Here is a 22,813-nt window from a genome sequence, read left to right on the forward strand (position 1 = left end):
GAGGCAAAACGGCCTCCAGCGCAATCGATACTAGGGCATACCGCTATTAAAAATATAGCAAGCCGGCGATTCCCCCGCGGGCCGGGTCGCTGACGCGGCCGGCCCGAAGCACAGGCGCGGCTGGTTTAGAGCGGTTCAGAGCGGCCCGGGCAGGGGTGCGCTCGGCGCGGCGGTGCTGGCAAAGCGCTCCACCAGTTCCCCGACCGGCAGGGGGCGTGCGAAGAGATAGCCCTGGTACAGGTCGCAGCCGTGCAGCGCCAGGAAGTCCTTTTGCTCGACGGTCTCCACGCCTTCGGCGATCACCTGCAGCTCCAGATTGCGCGCCATGCCGATGATGGTCTGCACGATCACGTCGTCGGTGGGGCGCACGCCCAGATTGCGCACGAACGACTGGTCGATCTTGAGCTGGTGCAGCGGCAGCCGCGTGAGGTAGGCCAGCGACGAGTAGCCGGTGCCGAAGTCGTCCACCGAGAACCGCACGCCCTTGGTGCGCAGCAGGTGCATCTTGGCGACCGAGTCTTCCACGTTGTCCAGCACCAGCGACTCGGTCAGTTCCAGCTCCAGCAGGTGCGGGCGGATGCCGGTCTCCTGGATCACCTCGACCACGCCCGCCACGAAGTCGGGGTGGCGGAACTGCCGTGCGCTCACGTTCACCGACACGTGCACGTTGCGCAGGCGCGGATCGCGCTGCCATTCGGCCAGCTGCTCGCAGGCCGTGCGCAGCACCCACATGCCGATGGGCACGATCAACTCGCTCTCCTCGGCCACCGCGATGAAGTGGCCGGGGGCCACCAGGCCGCGCTCGGGGTGCTGCCAGCGCAGCAGCGCCTCCACGCCCACCATGGTGCCGGGCAAGGTGAACTGCGGCTGGTAGTGCAGCACGAACTGGCCCTGCTGGATGGCGACCTGCAGGTCCACTTCGAGCTGCGCGCGCTGGGTGATGACCACCTGCATCTGCGGATCGAAAAAGCACAGGCCGTGGCCGCGCCGGGCCTTGACCTGGTACATGGCGATGTCGGCCTGCTTGAGCAGCTCGGCCGCAGACTGCCGCGAGTCGCCGAACACGGTGGCGCCGATGCTGCAATTGCTGTGGTGCGTCTGCGCCCGCAGCTGGTAGGGCTTGCTGAGCGCCAGCAGGATCTTCTCGCCGATGCGCCGCGCCAGCGTGGCGGCCTCCTGCGGGTCGCGCGCCAGGTCGCACAGCATGACCACGAACTCGTCGCCGCCCAGCCGCGCCACGGTGTCGGTGGTGCGCACGCAGTCCTTCAGGCGGACCGCCACCTGCTGCAGCAGCAGGTCGCCCACTTCGTGGCCCTGCGTGTCGTTGAGGGTCTTGAAATGGTCCAGGTCGAGGAACAGCAGCGCCCCCAGCTCCCGCGAGCGCGCCGCCGTGGCGGCGGCCTGGTTGAGCCGGTCCAGCAGCAGGCGCCGGTTGGGCAGGCCGGTCAGCAAGTCGTAGAAGGCGAGGTTCTCGATCTCGGCGCTGGCCAGGCGCAGGTCGGTCACGTCGTGGTAGGAAATCATCAGGCCGCCCTCGGGCGTGGCGCGCTCGGTGATCTGGATGAAGTGCCCGTTGGGCAGCATCTGCTCATGCGTGCCCTCCGGGTGGCGCTGCAGCGCCAGGCGCTGGTCGACCCATTCGCGCCTTTGCCGCTCGGTGGCCTCGGGCAGGTGGTGCAGCACCGTCGCCTCCAGCAGCGCGCGAAACGGCAGGCCCTCGGTCATCACGCCGCGCAGCCAGGGAAACATGTCCTCGAAGCGGCGGTTCCATTGCAGCACCTCCAGGTTGCGGCCCAGCAGCACGAAGCCGGTGACCATGGAGCCCAGCGCCTGGTCGAGCGTGGCCTTGGAACTGGCCAGCGCCAGGCGCGCGCGGTTCATGCGCGTGAGGTAGGCGATGGTGAACAGCCCCGCAGCAGCCACGGTCACGCCGAAGAACAGCGCCACGAGCAAGATGGCCGTGCGCTCGCTGCGCCAGGACGACAGCGCCGCCGCCTCGGGCAGGCTGGCCGAGATCCAGAAATCCGGATACAGGATGGGCCGCGCGACCACCAGCGACGACACGCCGGTGATGCGGGCGCCCTGGCCCCAGGCGCTGATGGGCACGCCGACCTCGCTCAGCGGATGCACCCGCGCGCGGTGGCGCGCATCGCCCCGGCCCGAGAACCCCAGCAGCATCTGCCCCTGCCCGCGCTCCAGCGTGACCTCCAGCCCGGCAATGTCCACCGCCTGCGTGAGCACCGACACCAGCATGCTGGTGGGCACCTGGGCCACGGCGATCAGGCGCTCTCCGCCCAGTGAGCGCACGTGGCGGGCCACGTACACCACGCGCTCGGAACTGGCGAAGCTGATGGTCGGCACGCTGATCGCCAGCGTGGGCACGGGCTGGCCCATGACCTCCTCGAAGAAGCCGGAGGGCAGCTCCATTCCCACGCGGGCGCCGGCCGCATCCGACGAGGCGACCACCTTGCGCTGCCCATCCAGCAGGGCCACGTAGCGCACCATGAGGTTCTGGCGGGCGGCCGCGCGCAGCAGTTGGCTCACCGCGCCGGGATCGCGGGATTCGTGCACCTGCTCGCGCATCGCCATGAGGTCGGCGGTGCTGGCCAGCAGCACATCCAGGCCGAGCAGCGACCGGTTGACCGCGGCCTCGGCGCCGGTGGCAAAGCGCGTGACCTGCGCCTCGCTCTCGGCCAGCGCCGAGTGCCGCGTGCTCCATACCAGCCATGCAGCCGCCCCCGTCAGGGCCAGCAGGAACAAGGCCACGACGCCGCCCACGGCGATGCGGATGCGCCTGGAAATGGAGGACATCACGGGGCCCGTGGGGCGGCGATGCCGCGCGCGGGGCCGACCGTACGGTTCCAGAGATCCACGCAGGCGGGGCCGCAGCGCCGCTGCCAGTTCGCCAGCACGGTGGTGCGCAGGATCTCCACGCGCCGCGCATCGTCGGCCGCCGACACCGGCACCACCACCATGGAACCCTTGGCGCCCTTCACGCAGGTGGGCCGGCCCGTGTTGCACGCGAGCCCCTCGGTCGTCTCGCGCTCGGCATCGGCCCAGATGGCGGCCTCCAGCCGGGGCACCTCGCGCTGCAGCAGGGTGCGCAGGTCGGGGGGCAGCGAGTTCCACACGTCGCGATTGGCCCCGAAGATCGACAGGCCCCAGGTGAGCGGCATGGGATAGACGTACTGGGTCACCTCGTACAGCCCCAGGGTGTTGCCCGACATGGTGCCGGTCACGGCGCATTCGCTGTCGCCGGCCTTGAGGCTGGCCACCATCTGGCCGAAGCCCGTGTGCACCGGAATGCCGCCCACCGCGCTGATGAAGTCCGCCTGCGAGGCCGAGGCCACGCGGATGCGCCGGCCGGACAGGTCGGCCAGGCCCGTCATGGCGTTCTTGCAGAAGATCACCTGGGCCGGATAGACATAGATGGCCAGCATCTCCATGTTGCGCTCCTGGCGCAGCGACGCCTGGAGATAGGGTCGAAACGCGGCGACCGTGGTGCGCAGGCTGGCGATGTCGGGACTCAGGCCCGGCAGATCGGGCGCCGTGTACTGCGGGTACTGCGCGGTGAGGGAACTCATCAGCACGGTGCCGAAGGGCACCACGCCCAGCTCGACCAGGCGCAGCATCTCCATGCCCGGCACGCCCGCGCGGTCGAAGGGCACGATGGTGGAAGAAAAACGGCCATTGCTGAGCCGGGCCAGCTCCTGCGTCCAGAACGGTGCCTCGCGCTGCGTGTACTGCGACAGGGCACCCAGGCTGCCGACCACGCGCAGCATGAACGGCGCAGGGGTGGGGGCCGGTGCCGATGCGCCCGGCCCGCCGGCGCTGGCGGCCGGGGGACTCTGGGCGTGCCCTGTCAAAGTAGCGCAGCAGAGCCAGGCCAGTGCCAGTCGGCACAGTGCGCGGGTCAGGAAAAGGTGTTGCATGAAGGAACGCCGTGGTTCTTGTTGCCGTGTCGCCGCCAGAGATTTCTCCCTCCCCGGCTTTTGTACCATCTTGCCGCGATTTGACCAATGGGCAGCGACCCAGGAGCGATCCGTTTGACAACACCCGCGCGCACGGCACGGTGCGCCACCGGATGCCCGGCGGCCGGCCGCCGCCGGCACGCGTTCACCGACCCGCGGTTCAGAGCCAGCCCGCCCGCCGGAAGCGGTAGTACAGGTAGCCGCACACGCTGAGGATGAGCACCAGCGCCGCCGGGTAGCCGTAGGTCCACTTCAGCTCGGGCATGCCCTCGAAGTTCATGCCCCAGATGCCGGCGAACGCGGTGCAGACCGCGAAGATGCTGGCCCAGGCCGCCAGGCGCTTGGTGATCTCGTTCTCCTCGATCGTCACCATCGAGAGGTTCACCTGGATGGCGGTGCCGATGGTGTCGCGCATGGCGTCGATCGAGCCGTTGATGCGGCTCAGGTGGTCGAGCACGTCCCGGAAGTAATCCTGCGAGCCCATGCACACCTGGGGCACACGCCCGCCGTGCAGCTTGCCCACCCCTTCCATCAGCGGCGCCACCGCCCGCTTGAGCACCATGGCACGGCGCTTGAGTTCGTAAAGGCGCTGGATGTTGTTGTGCGGCGCGCCCTTGGTGAAGATCTGCTGCTCGATCTGCTCGAGCTCCACCTCCAGCGCGTCGATCACCGGAAAGTAGCGGTCCACCACCGCGTCCAGCAGGGCGTACAGCACGAAGCCCGACCCGGTGCGCAGCAGCTCCGGCTGGCGCTCGCAGCGCTCGCGCACGCCCAGGAACCCGAGCTTGCTGCGGTTGCGCACCGACAGCACGTAGTTGCTGCCGACGAAGACATCGACCTCGCCCACGTTGATGCCGCCCTGCTCCGCGTCGGGCTCGACCAGGTGCAGGACGGCGAACAGCGAGTTGCCGTATTCCTCGATCTTGGGGCGCTGGTGGCCGTGCTGGGCATCCTCCACGGCGAGTTCGTGCAGGCCGAACTCCTGCTGCATCTCTGCAAGCTCCTGCGGCGTCGCATCTGCCAGGGCCACCCAGACGAAGCAGCCTGGCAGGGAGACGTAATCGCTGATGTGGTCGACCGAGATATCGGCCAGCTTGGCACCGTTTTGGTAGGCAACGCAATTGATCAGCATGGGGCAATTCAGGTCGACGGCAACGGCCTGGATCTTGCCATGCCGGCGCTACGTTCCGGCGCTCCCGAGGTCCCTGGGCGGCAGCGGCAAAAAAGCCTGCAGACGCGCGTCGTAGTCCCAGCGCGTCAGCCGGTGGCGCGCGGGCAGCACCTCGGCGCCGGACCGCACGGGCGCCGGGCACTCCAGCGTCACCAGGCTGTTGGGCGCATGGGCGCGCAGGCGCACCGACACGGCCGTGCCCGCCCGGGCGGCCCACAGGCCGGGCAGCACCTCGGCCAGCCCTGGTTCGTGCGCATGGCCGGACAGCAGCAGCTGGGCACCCGCCTCGCGCCAGCGCGCCAGGGCCTCGCCCGCGCGGTGGGGCCGGTGCTCGGTGTCGCTCGTGGGGTGCACCACCAGCGGGTGGTGCGTGACCACGATGCGCCAGCGGTCGCGCGGGGCCGAGGCCAGGCGCTGCGCCACCGCGTCGATCTGGGCATGCGACAGGCTGCCGCGCTCGTGCCGCCAGGGTCGCGTGGTGTTCACCCCCACGGCCAGGAAGCCGTCCACGTCGCACACCGGCTCCAGGTCGCGCCCCCACCAGCGCTCGTAGCGGCGGTAGGCCCGGCCCAGCCGCTCCCACCAGGCGAACAGCGGCACGTCGTGGTTGCCGGGCATGACCAGCCGATGCGGCACGCCCAGGCCGGCGATGAACGCATGCGCCTGCTCGAACTGCTCGGCCGTGGCGCGCTGCGTGAGATCGCCCGACACCACCAGCAGCGACACGTCCAGCGTCTTGACCAGCCGGGCCACCGCCGCGCACACACGCGGGTCGTGCGCACCGAAGTGCAGGTCCGACAGGTGCATGAGAACGCTCATAGGCGGTCTTCGGGGCGGGTGACTCAGCCGGCCGCCAGGCCGGGTACCGCCACCGGGGCGCCCTCCGGAAGGGCGGCCGGGGGCGGGGCCGCCACCGGCACGGCGCCCTCGGCGGCGGGATTGTCGTCGCGTGCCGTGGCGGTGGGCGCCACCAGCCACAGCGGGCGCTCTTCCACCCGAAAGCGCAGCGGCGGCGCCATCCATTCGCGCTCGCCGTCGAAGGCCACCTTCACGCGGTGCGGCCGCCAGGTGGGCTCCACCACCATCTCGGCGCAGGCCAGGCTGATGACGGCTTCATCGCGCGCCAGCTGGCCCACGGCGGCATTCCATACGGTGCGTGCCGTGGCGGCGCGGTCCTGGGGCTTGAGCAGCAGCACCGCCAGGCGGTCGCCTTCGGCCACGTCCTGTGCCTGCGGAATGCCCAGGCGCTCCAGTTGCAGGGGGTTGTTGCCGACGAACAGCGTGGAGGCGAAAAACTCCTCGCGCGTCGGATCGGCCACCCGGTGCTGGCGCAGCGCCACGCGCCAGCGGCGCGCCGAGGCCGGCCGAAAGAAGCTCCACACCGCGGACACGATGGCCACCCAGCGCGAGCGGCCGAAGCGGCGCGAGGCCAGCTCGCGCTGCTCCAGCAGGCGCGGGTACAGCCCCACGCTGGCGTTGACGAGGAACATGCGTTCGTTGACGAAGCCCACGCTCACCGGCCGCGCATCGCCCGAGTCCATGGCGGCCAGGATGTCGTTGGCCGCCTGCTCCGGGTCGAGCGACAGGCTCTGCTCTCGCGCGAAATAGTTGAAGGTGCCGACCGGAATGACACCCATGCGCACCTGGTGCTTCCAGGCGGCGGTGGCCACCGCGTTGATGGTGCCGTCCCCGCCCGCGGCCACCACCAGGCCGCCGTCGGCCTGGGCGGCGAGCGCGGCCTCTTCGGCCGCCTGGACGATGCCGGCGCGCTGCGCGGGCACGTGCCACTGCACGGCATTGCTTTGCAGGGGCGCCAGTCCCTCGAGGCGGGCTCGCAGCTGGCCATGGTCGGCGCCGGGCCGGTGGGGCACCACCAGATGGATCGGGCCACGGCCCCTTGGCATGGACGCTGGCAGGTCGTTGGATGGCATGTCGGGAAGGCTTTCGAGGGAGTGTCACCCTGCGCAGGGCTGGACCCGATCAGGCTCGGGGATCGGTGCCCGCACCGCGGGACGCCCGATTCTGCACACGGACCGGGCACGGGTGCATCGGCAGTCAGGCGCACCCCTTGTCAGCCATGGCCGACACGCCACGCCGCCGCTGCGCGCGCCGCTCGCAGCAGCCCGCAAACCCCGACGGATCGCCAGGAAATGGGATGGGCCGCCCGCCACGCGCCTGCCACCATTGCCGCCCTGATCCACTCCCTCGCTGCGCGATCCATGCCACTGCCCCACCGCCATCCCTGCCCTGCCCGCCCCGCGCAGCCACGCCCGAACCCATCGCCCGCTCCGCTGGAGACCCGCGCATGATGGACGTCCAGGCCATGGCCCTGTGGGCCGGATCGCACCCCCTGACCGTCTGGACTGGGGGACTGGCCATCGCGCTGGTGGCCGCCGCTGCGGCCTGGGCGGCCAACGGGCCGCTGCGCACGCATGGGGCCCGGTGGGTCGCCCCCTGGACCGAGCGCTGGGGCGCGCCGCAAAACGCCGGCGCGCGGCTGCTGGCCACCCTGTGCGTGGCTGCCCTGCTGCTGCTGGCGTGCGCGCAGGCGCTGGCCGCCATCGCAGAGGAATGGGCCGCGCCCACCGCGTGGGCCCTGTTCGACGACACCCTGGCCGCCACGCTGCGCGCCACCGCCAGCGTGGCCACGCTCACCCTGTTCGCGAACCTGACCCACGCCGGCGACACCGCCGTGCTGACCGTGCTGACCGTAGCCGTGGCCGTGGCCCTCTGGCTGCGCCGTGACCGCCTGCTGGCCCTGGGCTGGACGGCGGCGCTGGCCGGCAACGGGCTGCTCACGCGCGGCTTCAAGCACACCTTCGAACGCGTGCGGCCGGTGCACACGCACGAGATCGCCGTGGCCGACGGCTTCAGCTTTCCGAGCGGGCACAGCAGCAGCTCGCTGGTGGCCTACGGCATGCTGGCCTATCTGGCGCTGCGCCTGCTGCCCGCGCGCTGGCACCTGCCGGCCGTGCTGGTGGCGGTGGCCACCGTGTTCACCGTGGGCTGGAGCCGCGTGGTGCTGCAGGTGCACTTTGCCAGCGACGTGCTCGCCGGCTGGCTCACGGGCGGGGCGTGGCTCGTGTGCTGCGTGATGGTGATGTCGGGCATCGGCCACTGGCGGCGCTCCCGCGCCACGCCCGTGGCTTGAGGGGGGGCGTCAGCCCGCCCTGCGCGCGGCGCGGTCCGCCGCCAGGGACCACCCGAACACCGCCAGCCCGCCCAAGGCCAGCAGCACGCCCACCCAGCCGGTGGAGGTCCAGCCCAGGCCGGCCGTGATCGCCACGCCGCCCAGCCAGGCGCCCAGCGCGTTGGCGCAATTGAAGGCCGAGTGGTTGAGGGCCGCGGCCAGGGTCTGCGCCTCACCGGCCACGTCCATCAGCCGGATCTGCAGCGCCGGGCCGATGGCGACGATCGTGCCCAGCAGGAATGTCGCCGCCGCCGCCGTGACCACATGGTGCGCCGCGAACACGAAGCCGCCCAGCACCACGATGGACCACAGCAGCAGCCCGCCGATCGTGCGCATCAGCGATTTGTCCGCCAGGCGGGCGCCCACCAGGTTGCCCGCCACCATGCCCGCGCCGAACAGCGCCAGCACCAGCGGCACACCGGCCAGCGGCAGCCCTGCCACCTCGGTCAGCGTGGGCTTGATGTAGCTGAACACCGAGAACATGCCGCCGAAGCCGATCGCCCCGATGCCCAGCGTGAGCCACACCTGCTTGCGCCGCAGGGCGCCCAGCTCGCGCCAGGGGCTGGCGCCTTCGGCCGGCGGCTGGTAGGGCACGCCCCGGCGCACCATGGCCATGGCCGCCACCGCGATCAGCCCCACGAAGACGAACGCCGCGCGCCAGCCGAACACCTGCCCCAGCCACGCCGCGATCGGCACCCCCAGCAGAGTGGCCCCGGTCAGCCCCAGCATCACCAGCCCCACCGCGTGGGCGCGCCGCCCCGGTGGCGCGAGCGACGCCGCCACCAGCGCCGCGACGCCGAAGTACGTGCCGTGCGGCAGCCCCGTCACGAAGCGCAGCACGTTCAGCGACAGGTATCCGGGCGCCATCGCCGAGGCGAAATTGCCCAGCGCATACACCCCCATCAACGCGATCAGCAATGCCCGCCGGCCCCAGCCCGCCGCCAGCACGGCCAGCACCGGCGCGCCGATCACCACGCCCAGCGCATAGGCGCTGATGACATGGCCCGCCTGAGGAATGCTCACCCCGATGTCGCGCGCCACCTCGGGCAGCAGGCCCATGATGACGAACTCGCCGGTACCGATGGAAAACCCGCCCAGGCCCAGCGCCAGCACGGCGCGCAGCAGCGTGCGGTCGTCCCGCGCGGGGGCGGTGGGAGAGATAGCGGCCGCCGGGGCGTCGGCGCAAGGGGGAGGAATCGAAGGCGTGGTCATGGGGGAACGGCTGGCGGGCAAGCAGATCAGGGTTAACCCGCAGACCGAAGACCATATCACGCTCCGCCGCGCTCCGCAGGCCGGGGGACATCGCAGAACTCGCCGCTATGCTTGGGCGGCAGCGGCCTTGCGGCCCCGCGAATCCTCTTTGCATCCATCCCCCCAAGGAGTCCCCATGAACGACCAACCCTGGCACGGCGTGCGCGTGCTGGCCTTCGACATCTTCGGCACCGTGGTGGACTGGCACGGAAGCATCGTGCGCGAGGTGCAGGCCCTCTATCCGCAGGTGGACGCCGACGCCTTCGCGCTGGCCTGGCGCGAGGGCTACCAGCCCGCCATGCAGCGCGTGCGCAGCGGCGAACTGGGTTGGACCCGCATCGACGAACTGCACCGCCTGATCCTGGACGGCCTGCTGCCCCGCTTCGGCCTGCAGCACCTGACCGAGCCCGAGCGCCAGCACCTGAACCGCGTGTGGCACCGGCTCGACCCCTGGCCCGACAGCGTGGAGGGCCTGCAGCGCCTGAAGCGCCGCTACACGATCACCACGCTCTCCAACGGCAATATCGGCCTGCTGACGAACATGGCCAAGCGGGCCGGCCTGCCCTGGGACTGCATCCTGAGCGCCGAGGTATTCCGCGCGTACAAGCCCGATCCCTCGGTGTACCAGGGCGTGGCCCGCACGTTCGACCTGGCGCCGGGGCAGGTGATGATGGTGGCGGCCCACCACGAGGACTTGGCGGCGGCGCGGGAATGCGGGCTGCGGACGGCCTACATCGAGCGGCCATGGGAGTTTGGAAGGGCGAGGCCCAAGGACGTGTCACCGCAGGCGGGAAACGACTGGCATGCGGAGAGTCTGGTGGGGCTGGCGGAGCGACTGGGCGCGTAAGCCGGCACGCGAGGCGCCAGCATCGCACGTGGGACGGCGGCAGGTAAGCTCACCGTATAACCACAGCGCCGAGGGATGGATGACCGAACAACGTTGATGTGTCGACGCGACGGCTGCAGCAAGCCCGTCGAAATATCCGATCCAGGCCCGATGCGCCGGTTCATCCTCCAACTCCAGCAGTTGTACCAGGCCTCGACGCTGGCCGGTGACAACGCGGCGCAGTATTGGGCCGACATAGCGGTGAACTCCAGAAGCCCTTGGGCTCCATTGGCACACCTCCCCGGCGCCGTCGCGGTGTTATGGACACCCGAAATAGCACCAACCACCGCACTCACGCTCGGAACGGCAGGTTATGGATTCGCCGCTCTGCCCAAGAACCTGATTCACTTCACTACGACAGCCGGTGCTGCAGGGATAGCACGCACCGGAGTGATCCGAGCCAGCGCTTTCCCCCGTCATGGCATCTATGGTCCAGGTGTCTATATGGCGCGCATCGGGCGGCCCACCAATCTGATCGTGGCAGCGCAGGCCCGGGTTCCGATCATGCTGGCCACGCCAGCGGGCACGGCACGTATCCTTCCTTACCTGGTGTATGTGAGATGGGGACTCAACGGCGTTAAGGTCACCCGATGAGCAAACGGAAACCCTCCGACTATCTTCAAACGGCAACAATCTGGTTTGCCTGGGCCTGCTGGGCCATCGCCTACTGGCAGTCGAGCTGGTGGTGGGTGGCGGGGTCCATGGTTCCTTATCTTCTTTCGCAGAGTTTCGGCCACTTTTTGGACCAAGACAAAGACGGCGGATGAATTGCCAGGCCGCAGCCTCTTCGGGATTACCGAATGCTCAACCCGCCACCATCCCCTGCACGAACCGCCGCACACGCGCATCGAACTCCGCGCTGGTCGCGGTGAACTCCACCCCCGCCAGCACCTGATCGCCCACCGGCTTGAGGGTGACCACGCGGGCGTACACGTCCCGGGCCGGGTAGTGCACCAGCGGCAGGTCGAAGGCCAGGCGCAGCTCGCCATGCAGCGGCACGGTGCCGTTCAGCTCCAGCAGCGCGCCGTGGTAGCCCATGTCGCGCAGGATGCCAGGCACGGCATGGGGCATGACCATGCCGTCCTGCACCAGTTGCCAGCTGCACGGCAGGCGCGCCTCCACGCGGTGGCTGCGGCGGAACTCCTGGCGCGGCACCTTGAGCTTGCGGCTGGGCACCGCCACCAGTTCGCGCATGGACAGCGGCTCGTCGCGCCCCTTCACGAAGACCTGCATGGGCGGGGCCACCGAGGCCATGCTCCAGCAGCGCTGGTACACGGCCTCGCTGACCAGCACCTGCCCGCGCAGGGCGAAGGTGCGCAGTTGCTGGGCCTCGACCACCACGTCGCCCAGCAGCACGGGCGACTGGCGCACGCCCGGCGCACCGCCGAAGCCCCCCACCAGGGCCGGGCCGCAGGCGATGCCGATGCCCAGGTAGATGGACGGCAGGCGGTCTTGCAGGAAGGCGTCGTTGAGATCGCGCGTGGCCATCTGCAGGGCCAGGGCGCACATGGCGGCGCGGTGCACGTCGTCGTCAAGGCCACCGCTCCTGGCCGGATCGGCGCCCGGTGCCTCGGCGGGCGCTGCCAGCCCGAAGACCACTGCCCCGGCATCGCCGGTGAGGTGGTCCACCTCGGCGCCGTAGCGGGCCAGCACGCCGTGCAGGCAGGCCAGGATGCGCTCCACCCAGGCCAGGGACTGGTCGGGCGGCAACTGGGCGGCCAGCTGGGAGAAGTCGCGCAGGCCGATCTTGAGCAGCGTCACCTCGCGCGGCTGCAGGTGCGGGCCTGCGGCGGGGGGCAAGGAAGGGGGAACGGAGGTCTGCGGGTGCGGGAGGGGGGGGGCCGGGGCGTCGCCAGGGGGGAAAGAGGACATGGGGGCGCGGTGCTTTCTCTTCGGGGTGGCCTTTGGGAACTGCGGGCGACGCGCCGGCCTTCTTCGCAGGAGGGCGGGAGGGCACCCGGCCGCGCGGCAGGCGCTCGCACGGCAAGCATAGAGGGCCCGCGTTGCCATGGTCAAGGCGGGCGGCCATTCTCCCCTACGGCGCCTTCGGCCCCTGCCGGGCCAGCGTCATCCGCCCGTGCCGGCCCCCGCGGCAGGCGCCCCACCCACGGCCTGCATCGGCAACACCACGCGGGACGCGCGCCCCGGCCCCATGTGCACGGTGTTGAACGCCACCACCCGGGGCCCCGCGCTCCCCTCGGGCGCACCGGTGTTGGGATTGACGTCGAACCGCGGAAAGTTGCTGCTCGAAATGTCGAGCCGGATCCGGTGGCCCCGGCGAAACAGGTTGGACGTGGGCATGGGCTCGATCGTGATCTGCACGGCCTCCCCGGGCACCATCAGTCCGGGGTGCTCCCACGAGTCGCGGTAGCGGCAGCGCAGGATGCCATCGGTCAGGTTCATCGCATACCCCTCGGGATGGTCTTCGCTCGGCGGGTACTGGTCGATCAGCTTGGCCGTGAAATCGGTGTCGGGCGCGGTGGACGAAACCCACAGCTCGATCACCACGGGGCCGGTGACCTCCACATCGCACTCGAGCGGCGGCGTCTGGAACACCAGCACGTCGTCCCGTCCGGCCAGCGGCCCGAAAGGCGCCCGCGCGCCGAACACGCCGCTGTGCGTGCACTGGTCGTAGGCGCCGGCCACCATCAGGGGCTCCCCGGAGGTGACCGAGCCGCCGATGGTGGGCACCGGGTTCGCGGGGTCGAAGCGGAAGGTCGCCTCACCCGCGCGCTCCGGCACGGCCCGGGTCAGCAGCCCGCCCGGCGCGAGGTACCACGGCGCCAGGGTGGTGCCCGGCAGGGGCCAGTCGTCGGCACGGCGCCAGGCCCCGCCGTGGTCGAGCCGGCCTTCGGGCGTGCGCCGCCCCGATCCCCCGCCCATGCGGAAGTAGCGCACGGCATCGGCCTGCCCCCCGGGCAGGGGTTGCCCGCGCAGCCAGTGGTTGAACCAGGCGAGCCGCATCTGCACATAGTCGGGTGCCAGCGTGCCGTCGAGCACCGCATCGGGCCCGAAGTCCACGTCGCCCGCATACGGCACGCTGCGCTCGCCGTGGGTCCAGGGGCCCAGCACCATGCGCACGTCGCCGTGCGTGCGCTGCGAAAGGCCGAGATAGTTGTCGGTGGTGGTCTGGGCGTACGGGTCCCACCAGCCGCACATCAGCAGGACGGCCACTCCCTCGAACGCGGCGTAGTGCCCTGCCGCATAGAGCTCGGGCTGGCGCCAGTGGTCGTCGAAGCGGCCACGCTCCCATTGCCCGAAAAGATAGTCCTCGTACTCGGGCGCCCACTGCAGGGGCGAGTCGCCCCGCGTCCAGGGAAGGCGCTGGAACCATTCGCCGATGTCGGCCTGCTCCAGCGCCTGGCGTGCCGATTCGCTGATGCGGTTGCTGCCGCTGAGGGCATTGCGCAGCGCCCAGACCGCCTGCTTCATCTCGAACGCGCCCCCATGGCGGATGCCGCCGCGGTAGGCGTTGGCGAAGCCGCCGCATTCGAGGAACATCGCCTTGAGCCCCGCGGGCCGCTGGCTGGCCAGCGCGGTCTGGGTGTGGGCGGCATACGACAGCCCGTAGGTGCCCACCGCGCCGTTGCACCAGGGCTGCGCCGTGATCCACGCCATGGTGTCGGCGCCGTCGTGGGCCTCGCCCAGGTATTTGGTGAACTGCCCTTCGGAGCCGAAGCGGCCGCGGCAGTCCTGCACCACCACGGCGTAGCCCGCCCGTGCGAACCGCTCGGCCACTTCGCCGCGGCGCATCGGCCGGGGGTCGGCCGCCGTGCGCTCGCGCCGGGTTTCGGCATCCTTGCCGTAGGGCGTGCGCTCCAGCAACACCGGCAGCGGGCCGGCGCCGGGGGCCGGCAGGTACACGTCGGTGGCCAGGCGCACCCCGTCGCGCATGGGAACCCAGCAGGTGTGCCGGGTCACGCCGCTGGCTGCGGCGGTAGTGGTGGTGGCGCTGGCGGCGGCGTCCGCCGACGGAATCGTCATCGTGTTCATGGACGGCTCCCCTCAGTCGAGTTTGAGGTTGCGGTCCTTGACCAGCTTGGCCCAGCGGGCCGTGTCTTCCTGCATGAAGCGCGCCAGCTCCTGCGGCGTGGTGGGTGCCGGCTCGGCCCCCTGCGTCACGAGCAGGGCGGTCACCTCGGCGTCGTTCAGCGCTGCGCCGAGCACCTTGCTGATGTTCTGCACCCGGTCCGCCGGCGTGCCCGCGGGAGCGAACAGCGCATACCAGATGTCATATTCGAAGTTCTTCAAACCGGCCTCGGCCATGGTCGGCACTTCGGGGAAGGCGCGCGACCGCTTGGCGCTGGCCACCGCCAGCGGCACGAGCTTGCCAGCCTTGATCTGCGCCGCCACGCTGGGAACGGCGTTGATGCCCAGCTGCACGTACCCGCCCGCCAGCTCGTTCACCGCCGGGCCACCCCCCTTGTACGGGATCTGCACCATGCGCGTGCCCGTGGCGGCCTGGAACAACTCCATCGACAGGTGCCCCGGGCTGCCGTTGCCGCTGGTGCTGTAGTTGAGCGCGCCGGGGTCCTTGCGGGCCAGCGCGATGAGTTCCTGCACCGTGCGGACCTTCAGGCTCGGGTGCGTGGTGAGGATGGGCACGTTGACCACCACCCGCCCCACGGGCACGAAGTCGCGCGACGGGTTGTACGTGAGCTTGCTGGACAGCAGCGGTGCCGTCACCATGCCCGAGCCCGCCCCCATCAGCAGCGTGTGGCCGTCGGGCGGTGCCGATGCGACCGCCTGGAAGCCGGCCGCCCCGGGCCGGTTGTCGATGATGACCGGCTGGCGCCACTGCTCCGACATCTTGCGTGCCACCACCCGCATGGCCGTGTCGGCCGCGGCACCCGCCGGGAACGGAATCACGATGCGCACCGGCTTGTCGGGAAACTCGGCGGCCGGCGCCGCACGGGCGCCCGCCCCCCACAGGGCCAGGCCCGCCAGACCGGCCGCCAGCAACGGCCGGGCCCGGTGCCCGGAAACGGGGCGCGAAAGGAAGGCCCGCAGGGCCGCACAGCTTGCCTTAGAAATCATGTCGCACTCCTGCGCCCACGGCGCGCACCGCCACATTGCTGCGGCTCGAATCGATTCCGTCGCGGTCGATGAACGCCTGCAACTCCGTGCGCTTGGACAGCGCATACGTATACGCCACCTGCTGGCGCTTGCGAAGGCCCCGCACCGAGGCCTGCACGTCCCGCTGCATCACGTTGACCACCAGCGCGTGCGGGCCGGCGGAGAACCGGCTGCCCACCAGCCAGTAGTCCACATCGGTGCGCGCGCTGGCCGAGGCCTTCGCATACGCATCGCGGCCCAGCAGCACATAGGGCTCGATGGCACCGAAGTCGTAGCGCACCGCCACCTGCCACTTGCTCGAAAACTCGTTGGCCAGCAGGCCGCCCGGGCGCGTGTCCCGGCCGTAGCCGATGCCCGCCGACCAGGGCCCGTCCGCGTAGTTCAGCCCCAGGTCGAGCGACTTGGCGCCGTTTTCCTGATCGGGCGTCCGGGTGTCGCCGCGCAGGTAGTAGCGGGCCCGCAGGTTGACGCCGCCCCACGTGGGGCTCTGGTAGCCCACCGCGTTCGAGGTGCGGTTGCGTGCATTGAGAATCGACGTGCCGATGGCCGTGGCCCCGGCGTCGTTGGCGGCGAACGAGGTGATGCGCGTGACCTGCGAATACAGGGGCGATCCGGTCGGATTGGCGGAATCCAGCCGGCCCAGCGCCACCGTCCCCGCGCTGCCGCGCAATGCCACGTAGCTGTTGCGGTAGGCGGGCGTGGTGGCGGCTCCGGTGTCCGCGTCCAGCCCCATCTCCACGCCGAACAGGGCGGCCATGCCGTCGCCCAGGTCCTCCTTGCCCCGAAAGCCCAGGCGCGACGCGTTGTCGCGCTCCTCCGTCACCGAGCCCGCATTGCCGGTCTTGACATGGTTGATGCTCAGTCGCACCTGGCCGTACGCCTGCAGGTCCTGCGCCCTAGCGGGCGGCGCGGCCGATAAGAACAGGCCGCTGGCAGCCAGTGCGAAGGGAAATGGGGGCCTCATAACGTCTTGCTCCTTGGGGTGGCGTCGTGCCGGTGTTGGCGGATGACGCTGCCGATTCTGTGGAGCGGGGTCCTTCGCCACAACGCTATGACAAAGGCGGATGACCCTATGCAGCGGACCGCATGTTTGCGCCGGGGCGCGAGCGGTGCAAAGATGCGGGACGGCCCCGCGCGCCCGTTCGCGGCGCGCGCATCCCGGGGGCCGGCGCACCGTTCCATGCCCATGAACTTCAAGCAACTCGAAGCCTTCCACGCCATCATGCTCAGCGGCTCCACCACCGGCGCGGCCGAGCGCCTGGGCCTGTCGCAGCCCGCCATCAGCCGGCTGCTGGCCCAGCTGGAGGAGGACCTGGCCCTGCGCCTGTTCGTGCGCGAGAAAGGCCGCCTGAGCCCCACCGCCGAAGCCCACGCGCTGCTGCACGACGCCCAGGGCCTGATGGATTCGGCCCAGTGCTTTCGCCGCCATGCCGAGCAGTTGCGCCTGGGCGGCTTCAAGCGCCGGCTGCTCAAGGTGGCCGTGCCCAGCACCCTGGCGACCACGCTCATGCCCGTGCTGGCCCGGCGCTTCATGCAGGCCCATCCCGATGTGGTGCTGGAAGTGCTGTCGGGCTCGTACAACGACGCGGAGCGCGCACTGCTCAGCCGCGATGCGGACATCGGGCTGGTGCGGCTGCCCATGGAAATGCCCGGGCTCGCCACCCGCGCCCGCCTCGACTCCGAGGCCGTGTGCATCATGCCCAAGGGCCACCCGCTGGAACACCTGAACGAGGTCGGCGCCACCGACCTGATCGACGCCAGCCTGATCCTGCTGGGCCGGCAGCGGCAGATACGCCACGACATCGACATGGCGTTTCGCCAGCGGCGGGTGCAGCCGCGCGTGGCCCTGGAGGTGCACTCCATCAGCGAGGCCTGCGCCCACGTGGCCCAGGGGCTGGGCGTTTCCATCGTGAACGCCCTGCTGGCACAGCACTGCCCGCACGGTGCGATCGCCTCGCGCCCGTTCCGCCCCCGCATCGCCTACCAGCTGGGCATCGCCACGGTGGCCCAGGCAGCGGCATCGCCCCTGCACGACACGTTCACGCAGCTCCTGGTGGAGGGGCTGGTTTCGCCGCCGGGGGATGCCGGGGCGGCCACGGCGCAGCCGGCCTAGGGCGCGGGTTCAGATCGCCACGAGGTGGCGGATGCCCTTGGCCTGCATCTCGCTGCCCGGGCCACGGGCGATGACTTCGCCGCGCTCCATCACGAGGTACTCGTCGGCCAGTTCCTCGGCGAAGTCGTAGTACTGCTCGCACAGCAGGATGGACACCGGATGCCCGTCCAGCCCGTGGTCGGCCAGTTGGCGGATGACGCGGCCGATGTCCTTGATGATGCTGGGCTGGATGCCCTCGGTGGGCTCGTCCAGGATCAGCAGGCGCGGGCTGGGCGCCAGCGCCCGCGCGATGGCGAGCTGCTGCTGCTGCCCGCCCGACAGGTCGCCGCCGCGGCGGCCGAGCATCTGCTTGAGCACCGGAAAGAGTTCGTACAGATGGGGCGGCACGGGGGTGGAGCCGCTCTTGTAGGCCAGGCCCATGCGCAGGTTTTCCTCGACGGTGAGGCGGCCGAAGATCTCGCGGCCCTGCGGGACGAAGCCAATGCCGGCGCGGGCGCGGTCGTAGGGGGTTTTGGACTGGATGGGGTGGCCTTCCCAGGTGATGGTGCCGCTTTGGATGGGGACCAGGCCCATGAGGCTCTTGAGCAGCGTGGTCTTGCCGACGCCGTTGCGGCCGAGGAGGACGGTGACTTTGCCCGGGGGGGCGGTGAGGCTCACGTCGCGCAGGATGTGGGAGCCGCCGTAGTACTGGTGGAGGTTTTGGACGGTGAGCATGGGTTTTTAATGTCTTTTGGGCTTGATGCCCTAGTTTTCATTGGTCTGGCTGCTATTGTTTTTATAGTAGCTTGCTGGTTTGGGTTTCGGGGCCGGGTCTCGGCCCGGCGGCCGAGGTACTTTTCTTTGCTTCGCCAAAGAAACGTACCCAAAAGAAAGGCGACCCTGCTGTCCGTGTCCCCTGCGCTGCGCTCCGGGGCAACCTGCGGTGCTCGCGGCTGGCGGGGTCCGCGCAAACTCGCTCCACTGCGTTGCGCTCAAACAGCGCGCGGCCCTTTTTCCGCCAGCCGCTGCGCTCCTCGGCACGGCCAGAAGGGAACCCAACAGCCGAACTGCCCATACGGGCCATTGCTTCGCTCGGCCTCTGGTGCGCGAGCGCGTGGCGCCGCGCACGCTGGGCCGAGCGCAGCGATGGCCCGTGTGGCGGGTTCCCTTCTGGATGCGCCGAGGAGCGCAGGGCGCGGGGTGGGCAGGTGTGCCGAAGGACACACCTGCTTCGTGAACTGACTCGCCGTGGCTGTCCGAGCGTAGCGCGCAGCGCGAAGCGAGTTCCACGGCGCACCCCGCGCACGAGCACCGCAGGTTGCCCGGAGCGAAGCGCAGGGACGCGGCCAGCAGGGTCGCCTTTTCTTTGCTTACTTTCTTTTGGCGAAGCAAAAGAAAGTGAGTGCGCCGCCGGGCGCAACTCCCGGCCCCGGAACGTAACTGAACAGCAAATACAAAAAACAACCCAACCCATCACCGCCCCAGATAAACCTCAATCACCCTCTCATCCCCCTGCACCTGATCCAGCGTCCCCTCCGCCAGCACCGCCCCCTCGCACAACACCGTCACCTTCTCCGAAATCGTCCGGATGAACGACATGTCATGCTCCACCACCATCAGCGAGTGCCGCCCCTTCAAGGTCAGGAACAGCTCCGCCGTGCGAGCCGTCTCCTCGTCCGTCATTCCCGCCACCGGCTCGTCCAGCAGGAGCAGCTTCGGGTCCTGCATCAGCAGCATCCCGATCTCCAGCCACTGCTTTTGCCCATGGCTCAGATTGCCCGCCATGCGCGCCACGCTGCCGGCCAGGTGGATGGTGTGCAGCACCTCGGCCAGCCGGTCCGCCTGCGCGGAATCCAGGCGAAAGAACAGGCTCGAGGCCACGCCCTTGTGCGTCTTCAAGGCCAGCTCCAGGTTATCGAACACGGTGAGCTGCTCGAACACCGTGGGCTTTTGAAACTTACGGCCGATCCCCAAGCCAGCGATCTCCGGCTCGTTGTGCCGCAGCAGGTCGATCGTGCTGCCGAAGAACACGGTGCCGCGGTCCGGGCGGGTCTTGCCGGTGATGATGTCCATCATCGTGGTCTTGCCCGCGCCGTTGGGGCCGATCACGCAGCGCAGCTCGCCCGGCGCGATGTCCAGGTTCAGGCCGTTGATGGCCTTGAAGCCGTCGAAGCTCACGTGCACGTCTTCCAGGTACAGGATGCGGCCGTGGGCCACGTCCACCTCGCCGGGCACGGCCACGCGCGAGAAGCCGGCCGCGCGGCCCCCGGACTCGGTCTGCCCCGTGCGTGCCGCCGGGGCGTCGCCCGCGATGCGGCGCGCGCCTTCTTCCATCAGATCGGGGGTCATTGCGCGCCCTCCTTTGGCTTCGCGCTGCCGCGCAGGGGCTGGCGCGCGTCCTCCACCGCCTTGCGCGGGCGCCGCAGCAGGCCCACGATGCCGTTGGGCAGGAACAGGGTGACGGCGATGAACAGCGCCCCCAGGAAGTACAGCCAGAACTCCGGTGCGGTCACGGTGAGCCAGCTCTTGGCGCCGTTCACCAGGAAGGCGCCCACGATGGGGCCGATGAGCGTGGCGCGCCCGCCCACGGCCGCCCACACGGCGATCTCGATGGAGTTGGCGGCGCTCATCTCGCCCGGGTTGATGATGCCGACCTGCGGCACGTACAGCGCGCCGGCCACGCCGCACATCATGGCGCTGATGGTCCAGATGGTGAGCTTGTAGGGCAGCGGCGAGTAGCCCGAGAACATGACGCGCGTCTCCGCATCGCGCACCGCCTGGAGCACGCGGCCGAATTTGCTGCGCACCAGCCAGCGCCCGAGCAGGAACGAGCCCAGCAGCGCCAGCCCCGTGAGCACGAAGAGCAGCATGCGCATGTTCTGCGTGGCGATCGGCTGCCCCAGGATGCGCTTGAAATCGGTGAATCCGTTGTTGCCGCCGAAGCCCGTCTCGTTGCGAAAGAACAGCAGCATGGCGGCATACGTCATGGCCTGCGTGATGATCGAGAAATACACGCCCTTGATGCGCGAGCGGAAGGCGAAGTACCCGAACACGAAGGCGACCAGCCCCGGCACGGCCACGACGAGGACCAAGGTGGCGGCGAAGCTGTCCGACAGCGCCCAGTGCCAGGGCAGCTCCTTCCAGTCCAGGAACACCATGAAGTCCGGCAGGTCGCTCTGGTAGTTGCCGTCGCGGCCGATCTGGCGCATGAGGTACATGCCCATCACGTAGCCGCCCAGGGCGAAGAACAGGCCGTGGCCCAGGCTCAGGATGCCGGTGTAGCCCCAGATGAGGTCCATGGCCAGCGCGCAAATGGCGTAGCACATGATCTTGCCCAGCAGCGCCACCGCGTAGTCGGACAGGTGCAGCGGGCTGCCGGCGGGCAGCCACAGGTTGAGCACGGGCGCCACCGCGCACACGGCGATGAGCGCGACGATGAACGCCGACCAGCCGGACCGCGTGAGCAGCGGCGCTGGCGCAGGAAGGGAGATGTCTCGATGGGGCATGGGCTTCTTCTTCTAGGCAGGCAGAGGCAGGTGGCGCGGCGGGCGGCGATGAAAACGACGGCGGGCGGTCATGCCTCCCTCCCCTTCATCGCGAAGATGCCCTGCGGCCGCTTCTGGATGAACACGATGATGAAGACCAGCACGGCGATCTTGGCCAGCACGGCGCCCGTCCAGCCTTCGAGGAACTTGTTGAGCACGCCCAGGCCCAGCGCTGCGTACACGGTGCCCGCCAGCTGGCCCACGCCGCCCAGCACCACGACCATGAACGAATCGACGATGTAGCCCTGCCCCAGGTCGGGCCCCACGTTGCCGACCTGGCTTAAAGCGCAGCCGGCCAGGCCGGCGATGCCGGAGCCGAGCGCGAAGGCATAGGTGTCCACGCGGGCGGTGTTGACGCCCATGCACGAGGCGATGGGCCGGTTCTGCGTGACGCCGCGCACGAACAGGCCCAGCCGCGTGCGGCCGATGAGGTAGGCCACGCCGCCCAGCACCGCGAAGGCGAAGGCCACGATGATCACGCGGTTCCAGGGCAGCTGCAGGTTGTCCATGAGCTGCACGCCGCCGCTCATCCAGGCGGGGTTTTCCACGCCCACGTTCTGCGCACCGAACACGGTGCGCACGAGCTGCTGCAGCATCAGGCTGATGCCCCAGGTGGCCAGCAGCGTCTCCAGCGGCCGGCCGTAGAGAAAGCGGATCACGCTGCGCTCCAGCGCCGCGCCCATGAGGGCGGAGGCGCAGAACGCGGCCGGCACGGCGGCCACCAGGTACCAGTCGAAGGCGCCGGGCAGGTATTTCTGGAACAGGCCCTGCACCACGTAGGTGGCGTAGGCGCCGATCATCATCAGCTCGCCGTGCGCCATGTTGATGACGCCCATCAGCCCGTAGGTGATGGCCAGCCCCAGCGCCACCAGCAGCAGGATGGACCCCAGGCTCACGCCCGAGAACAGCGCGGCGAGCTTCTCGCCCCACTGCAGCCGGCCTTCCACCGAGGCCAGCGCGGACTGGATCGCGGCCTTCACCTTGGGATCGGCCTCCTGGCGCAGTTGCTCCAGCAGCACGGTGCGCGTGGCGGGGGTGCCGCTGGCGGCCAGGTACTGCGCGGCCTCCAGGCGGTGGGCCGCGTCGCTGTCGGCCAGCAGCATGCGCGCGCGGATGGCTTCGAGCCGCCCGCGCAGGCCGGCGTCCTTCTCGGCGGCGAGGGCCTTTTCGATCAGGGGCAGGCGCGCGGCGTCGGTCTCTTCCTTGAGCGACTCGATGGCGGCGCGGCGCTGGGCCGCGTCGGGCGACAGCAGTTGCAGCGAGGCCAGCGCGGCGTCGAACTCGCCGCGCATGCGGTTGTTGTTGACGATGTCCTCGGCATCGTCGGGCACCGGCACCTCGGCGCCGGTGGCGGGGTCCAGCCCCTTGCCGTCCTTGATGGTGATGGCGCGGTCGCCCGCGATCTTGACCGCATCGTCGGCCATCGCGCGGATGAAGGCCAGCGTCGCATCGTCGGGCGTGGCGATGGCCTGCTGCAGCGCGGCGATGCGCTCGTCGGTCTCGCCCGCCGCCATGGCACGCGCGGCCTGCGGCGTGAGCGCGTGCGCCTGCACCGCCGCACAGAGCAGCAGGCAGGCGATCAGGCGGTGAAAGAAGGTGGGAAACATTGGGATGGGTGGTTTTCGCGAACG

Annotated in this window: 19 protein-coding genes; 5 read left to right on the forward strand and 14 right to left on the reverse strand. The window is 70.1% G+C overall.

Annotation, left to right across the window (positions count from 1 at the left end; genetic code table 11):
• Positions 1-135: 135 nt before the first annotated feature.
• The 5 genes from AVME950_RS06070 to AVME950_RS06090 form a co-directional block, all read right to left on the reverse strand.
• Positions 136-2,811, reverse strand: coding sequence for a bifunctional diguanylate cyclase/phosphodiesterase (locus tag AVME950_RS06070; protein ID WP_284429113.1), 2,676 nt, complete (start codon positions 2,809-2,811; stop codon positions 136-138).
• Positions 2,811-3,932 (reverse strand): TRAP transporter substrate-binding protein, encoded by a 1,122-nt coding sequence (locus tag AVME950_RS06075; RefSeq protein ID WP_372588181.1) that lies wholly within the window; start codon positions 3,930-3,932, stop codon positions 2,811-2,813. Before AVME950_RS06075 ends, AVME950_RS06070 begins: the two co-directional genes overlap by 1 nt.
• Before the next feature lie 199 nt (positions 3,933-4,131).
• Positions 4,132-5,103 carry a magnesium/cobalt transporter CorA gene (corA, locus tag AVME950_RS06080; protein ID WP_284429114.1) on the reverse strand — a complete coding sequence of 324 codons (972 nt, stop codon included), beginning with the start codon at positions 5,101-5,103 and terminating at the stop codon, positions 4,132-4,134.
• 48 nt (positions 5,104-5,151) lie between these two features.
• Positions 5,152-5,961, reverse strand: coding sequence for a metallophosphoesterase family protein (locus tag AVME950_RS06085; RefSeq protein WP_284429115.1), 810 nt, complete (start codon positions 5,959-5,961; stop codon positions 5,152-5,154).
• Positions 5,962-5,984: 23 nt separating this feature from the next.
• On the reverse strand, positions 5,985-7,073 hold the full coding sequence (locus AVME950_RS06090) for a diacylglycerol/lipid kinase family protein (RefSeq protein ID WP_284429116.1): 1,089 nt from the start codon (positions 7,071-7,073) through the stop codon (positions 5,985-5,987).
• A gap of 374 nt (positions 7,074-7,447) precedes the next feature.
• Here AVME950_RS06090 and AVME950_RS06095 point away from each other — a divergent pair, with 374 nt between their 5' ends.
• Positions 7,448-8,293 (forward strand): phosphatase PAP2 family protein, encoded by an 846-nt coding sequence (locus AVME950_RS06095; protein WP_284429117.1) that lies wholly within the window; start codon positions 7,448-7,450, stop codon positions 8,291-8,293.
• A gap of 9 nt (positions 8,294-8,302) precedes the next feature.
• Here AVME950_RS06095 and AVME950_RS06100 read toward each other — a convergent pair whose 3' ends face one another.
• Positions 8,303-9,544: an MFS transporter gene (locus AVME950_RS06100; RefSeq protein ID WP_284429118.1), complete on the reverse strand. Its 1,242-nt coding sequence runs from the start codon at positions 9,542-9,544 to the stop codon at positions 8,303-8,305.
• 175 nt (positions 9,545-9,719) lie between these two features.
• Between AVME950_RS06100 and AVME950_RS06105 the strand changes: the two genes are divergently transcribed.
• The 3 genes from AVME950_RS06105 (at position 9,720) to AVME950_RS06115 (ending at position 11,236) form a co-directional block, all read left to right on the forward strand.
• Positions 9,720-10,430 carry a haloacid dehalogenase type II gene (locus tag AVME950_RS06105; RefSeq protein ID WP_284429119.1) on the forward strand — a complete coding sequence of 237 codons (711 nt, stop codon included), beginning with the start codon at positions 9,720-9,722 and terminating at the stop codon, positions 10,428-10,430.
• A gap of 75 nt (positions 10,431-10,505) precedes the next feature.
• Positions 10,506-11,063: a hypothetical protein gene (locus AVME950_RS06110; protein ID WP_284429120.1), complete on the forward strand. Its 558-nt coding sequence runs from the start codon at positions 10,506-10,508 to the stop codon at positions 11,061-11,063.
• Complete coding sequence (locus AVME950_RS06115; protein WP_284429121.1) at positions 11,060-11,236, forward strand: hypothetical protein; 177 nt, start codon at positions 11,060-11,062, stop codon at positions 11,234-11,236. Before AVME950_RS06110 ends, AVME950_RS06115 begins: the two co-directional genes overlap by 4 nt.
• A gap of 37 nt (positions 11,237-11,273) precedes the next feature.
• On the opposite strand, the gene AVME950_RS06120 is transcribed toward AVME950_RS06115, so the two are convergent.
• From AVME950_RS06120 to AVME950_RS06135, 4 genes are all read right to left on the reverse strand, one after another.
• The gene (locus tag AVME950_RS06120) at positions 11,274-12,269 is read right to left on the reverse strand and encodes an adenylate/guanylate cyclase domain-containing protein (RefSeq protein WP_284429122.1); all 996 of its coding nucleotides are present in this window, start codon (positions 12,267-12,269) and stop codon (positions 11,274-11,276) included.
• Positions 12,270-12,536: 267 nt separating this feature from the next.
• Positions 12,537-14,453 carry a CocE/NonD family hydrolase gene (locus AVME950_RS06125; protein ID WP_284429583.1) on the reverse strand — a complete coding sequence of 639 codons (1,917 nt, stop codon included), beginning with the start codon at positions 14,451-14,453 and terminating at the stop codon, positions 12,537-12,539.
• 21 nt (positions 14,454-14,474) lie between these two features.
• Positions 14,475-15,506 carry a Bug family tripartite tricarboxylate transporter substrate binding protein gene (locus AVME950_RS06130; protein ID WP_284429123.1) on the reverse strand — a complete coding sequence of 344 codons (1,032 nt, stop codon included), beginning with the start codon at positions 15,504-15,506 and terminating at the stop codon, positions 14,475-14,477.
• Positions 15,496-16,509 carry a porin gene (locus tag AVME950_RS06135; protein ID WP_284429124.1) on the reverse strand — a complete coding sequence of 338 codons (1,014 nt, stop codon included), beginning with the start codon at positions 16,507-16,509 and terminating at the stop codon, positions 15,496-15,498. The genes AVME950_RS06130 and AVME950_RS06135 overlap by 11 nt, the downstream gene beginning before the upstream one ends.
• A 222-nt stretch (positions 16,510-16,731) precedes the next feature.
• On the opposite strand from AVME950_RS06135, the gene AVME950_RS06140 reads away from it, so the two are divergent.
• Positions 16,732-17,658 carry a LysR family transcriptional regulator gene (locus AVME950_RS06140; RefSeq protein WP_284429125.1) on the forward strand — a complete coding sequence of 309 codons (927 nt, stop codon included), beginning with the start codon at positions 16,732-16,734 and terminating at the stop codon, positions 17,656-17,658.
• A gap of 9 nt (positions 17,659-17,667) precedes the next feature.
• Here the strand turns inward: AVME950_RS06140 and urtE are convergent, their stop codons facing one another.
• The 4 genes from urtE to urtB form a co-directional block, all read right to left on the reverse strand.
• On the reverse strand, positions 17,668-18,372 hold the full coding sequence (urtE, locus tag AVME950_RS06145) for an urea ABC transporter ATP-binding subunit UrtE (protein ID WP_284429126.1): 705 nt from the start codon (positions 18,370-18,372) through the stop codon (positions 17,668-17,670).
• A 738-nt stretch (positions 18,373-19,110) separates the two neighbouring features.
• A complete protein-coding gene (gene urtD, locus AVME950_RS06150) occupies positions 19,111-19,986 on the reverse strand; it encodes an urea ABC transporter ATP-binding protein UrtD (protein ID WP_284429127.1) in 876 nt (291 codons plus the stop codon).
• The gene (gene urtC, locus AVME950_RS06155) at positions 19,983-21,143 is read right to left on the reverse strand and encodes an urea ABC transporter permease subunit UrtC (RefSeq protein WP_284429128.1); all 1,161 of its coding nucleotides are present in this window, start codon (positions 21,141-21,143) and stop codon (positions 19,983-19,985) included. The genes urtD and urtC overlap by 4 nt, the downstream gene beginning before the upstream one ends.
• A 68-nt stretch (positions 21,144-21,211) precedes the next feature.
• Positions 21,212-22,789, reverse strand: coding sequence for an urea ABC transporter permease subunit UrtB (urtB, locus tag AVME950_RS06160; protein WP_284429129.1), 1,578 nt, complete (start codon positions 22,787-22,789; stop codon positions 21,212-21,214).
• Positions 22,790-22,813: the final 24 nt, after the last annotated feature.

Origin of the sequence: Acidovorax sp. SUPP950 (assembly GCF_030158935.1) — a bacterium.
In the GTDB taxonomy this organism is placed as follows: Bacteria; Pseudomonadota; Gammaproteobacteria; order Burkholderiales; family Burkholderiaceae_C; genus Paracidovorax.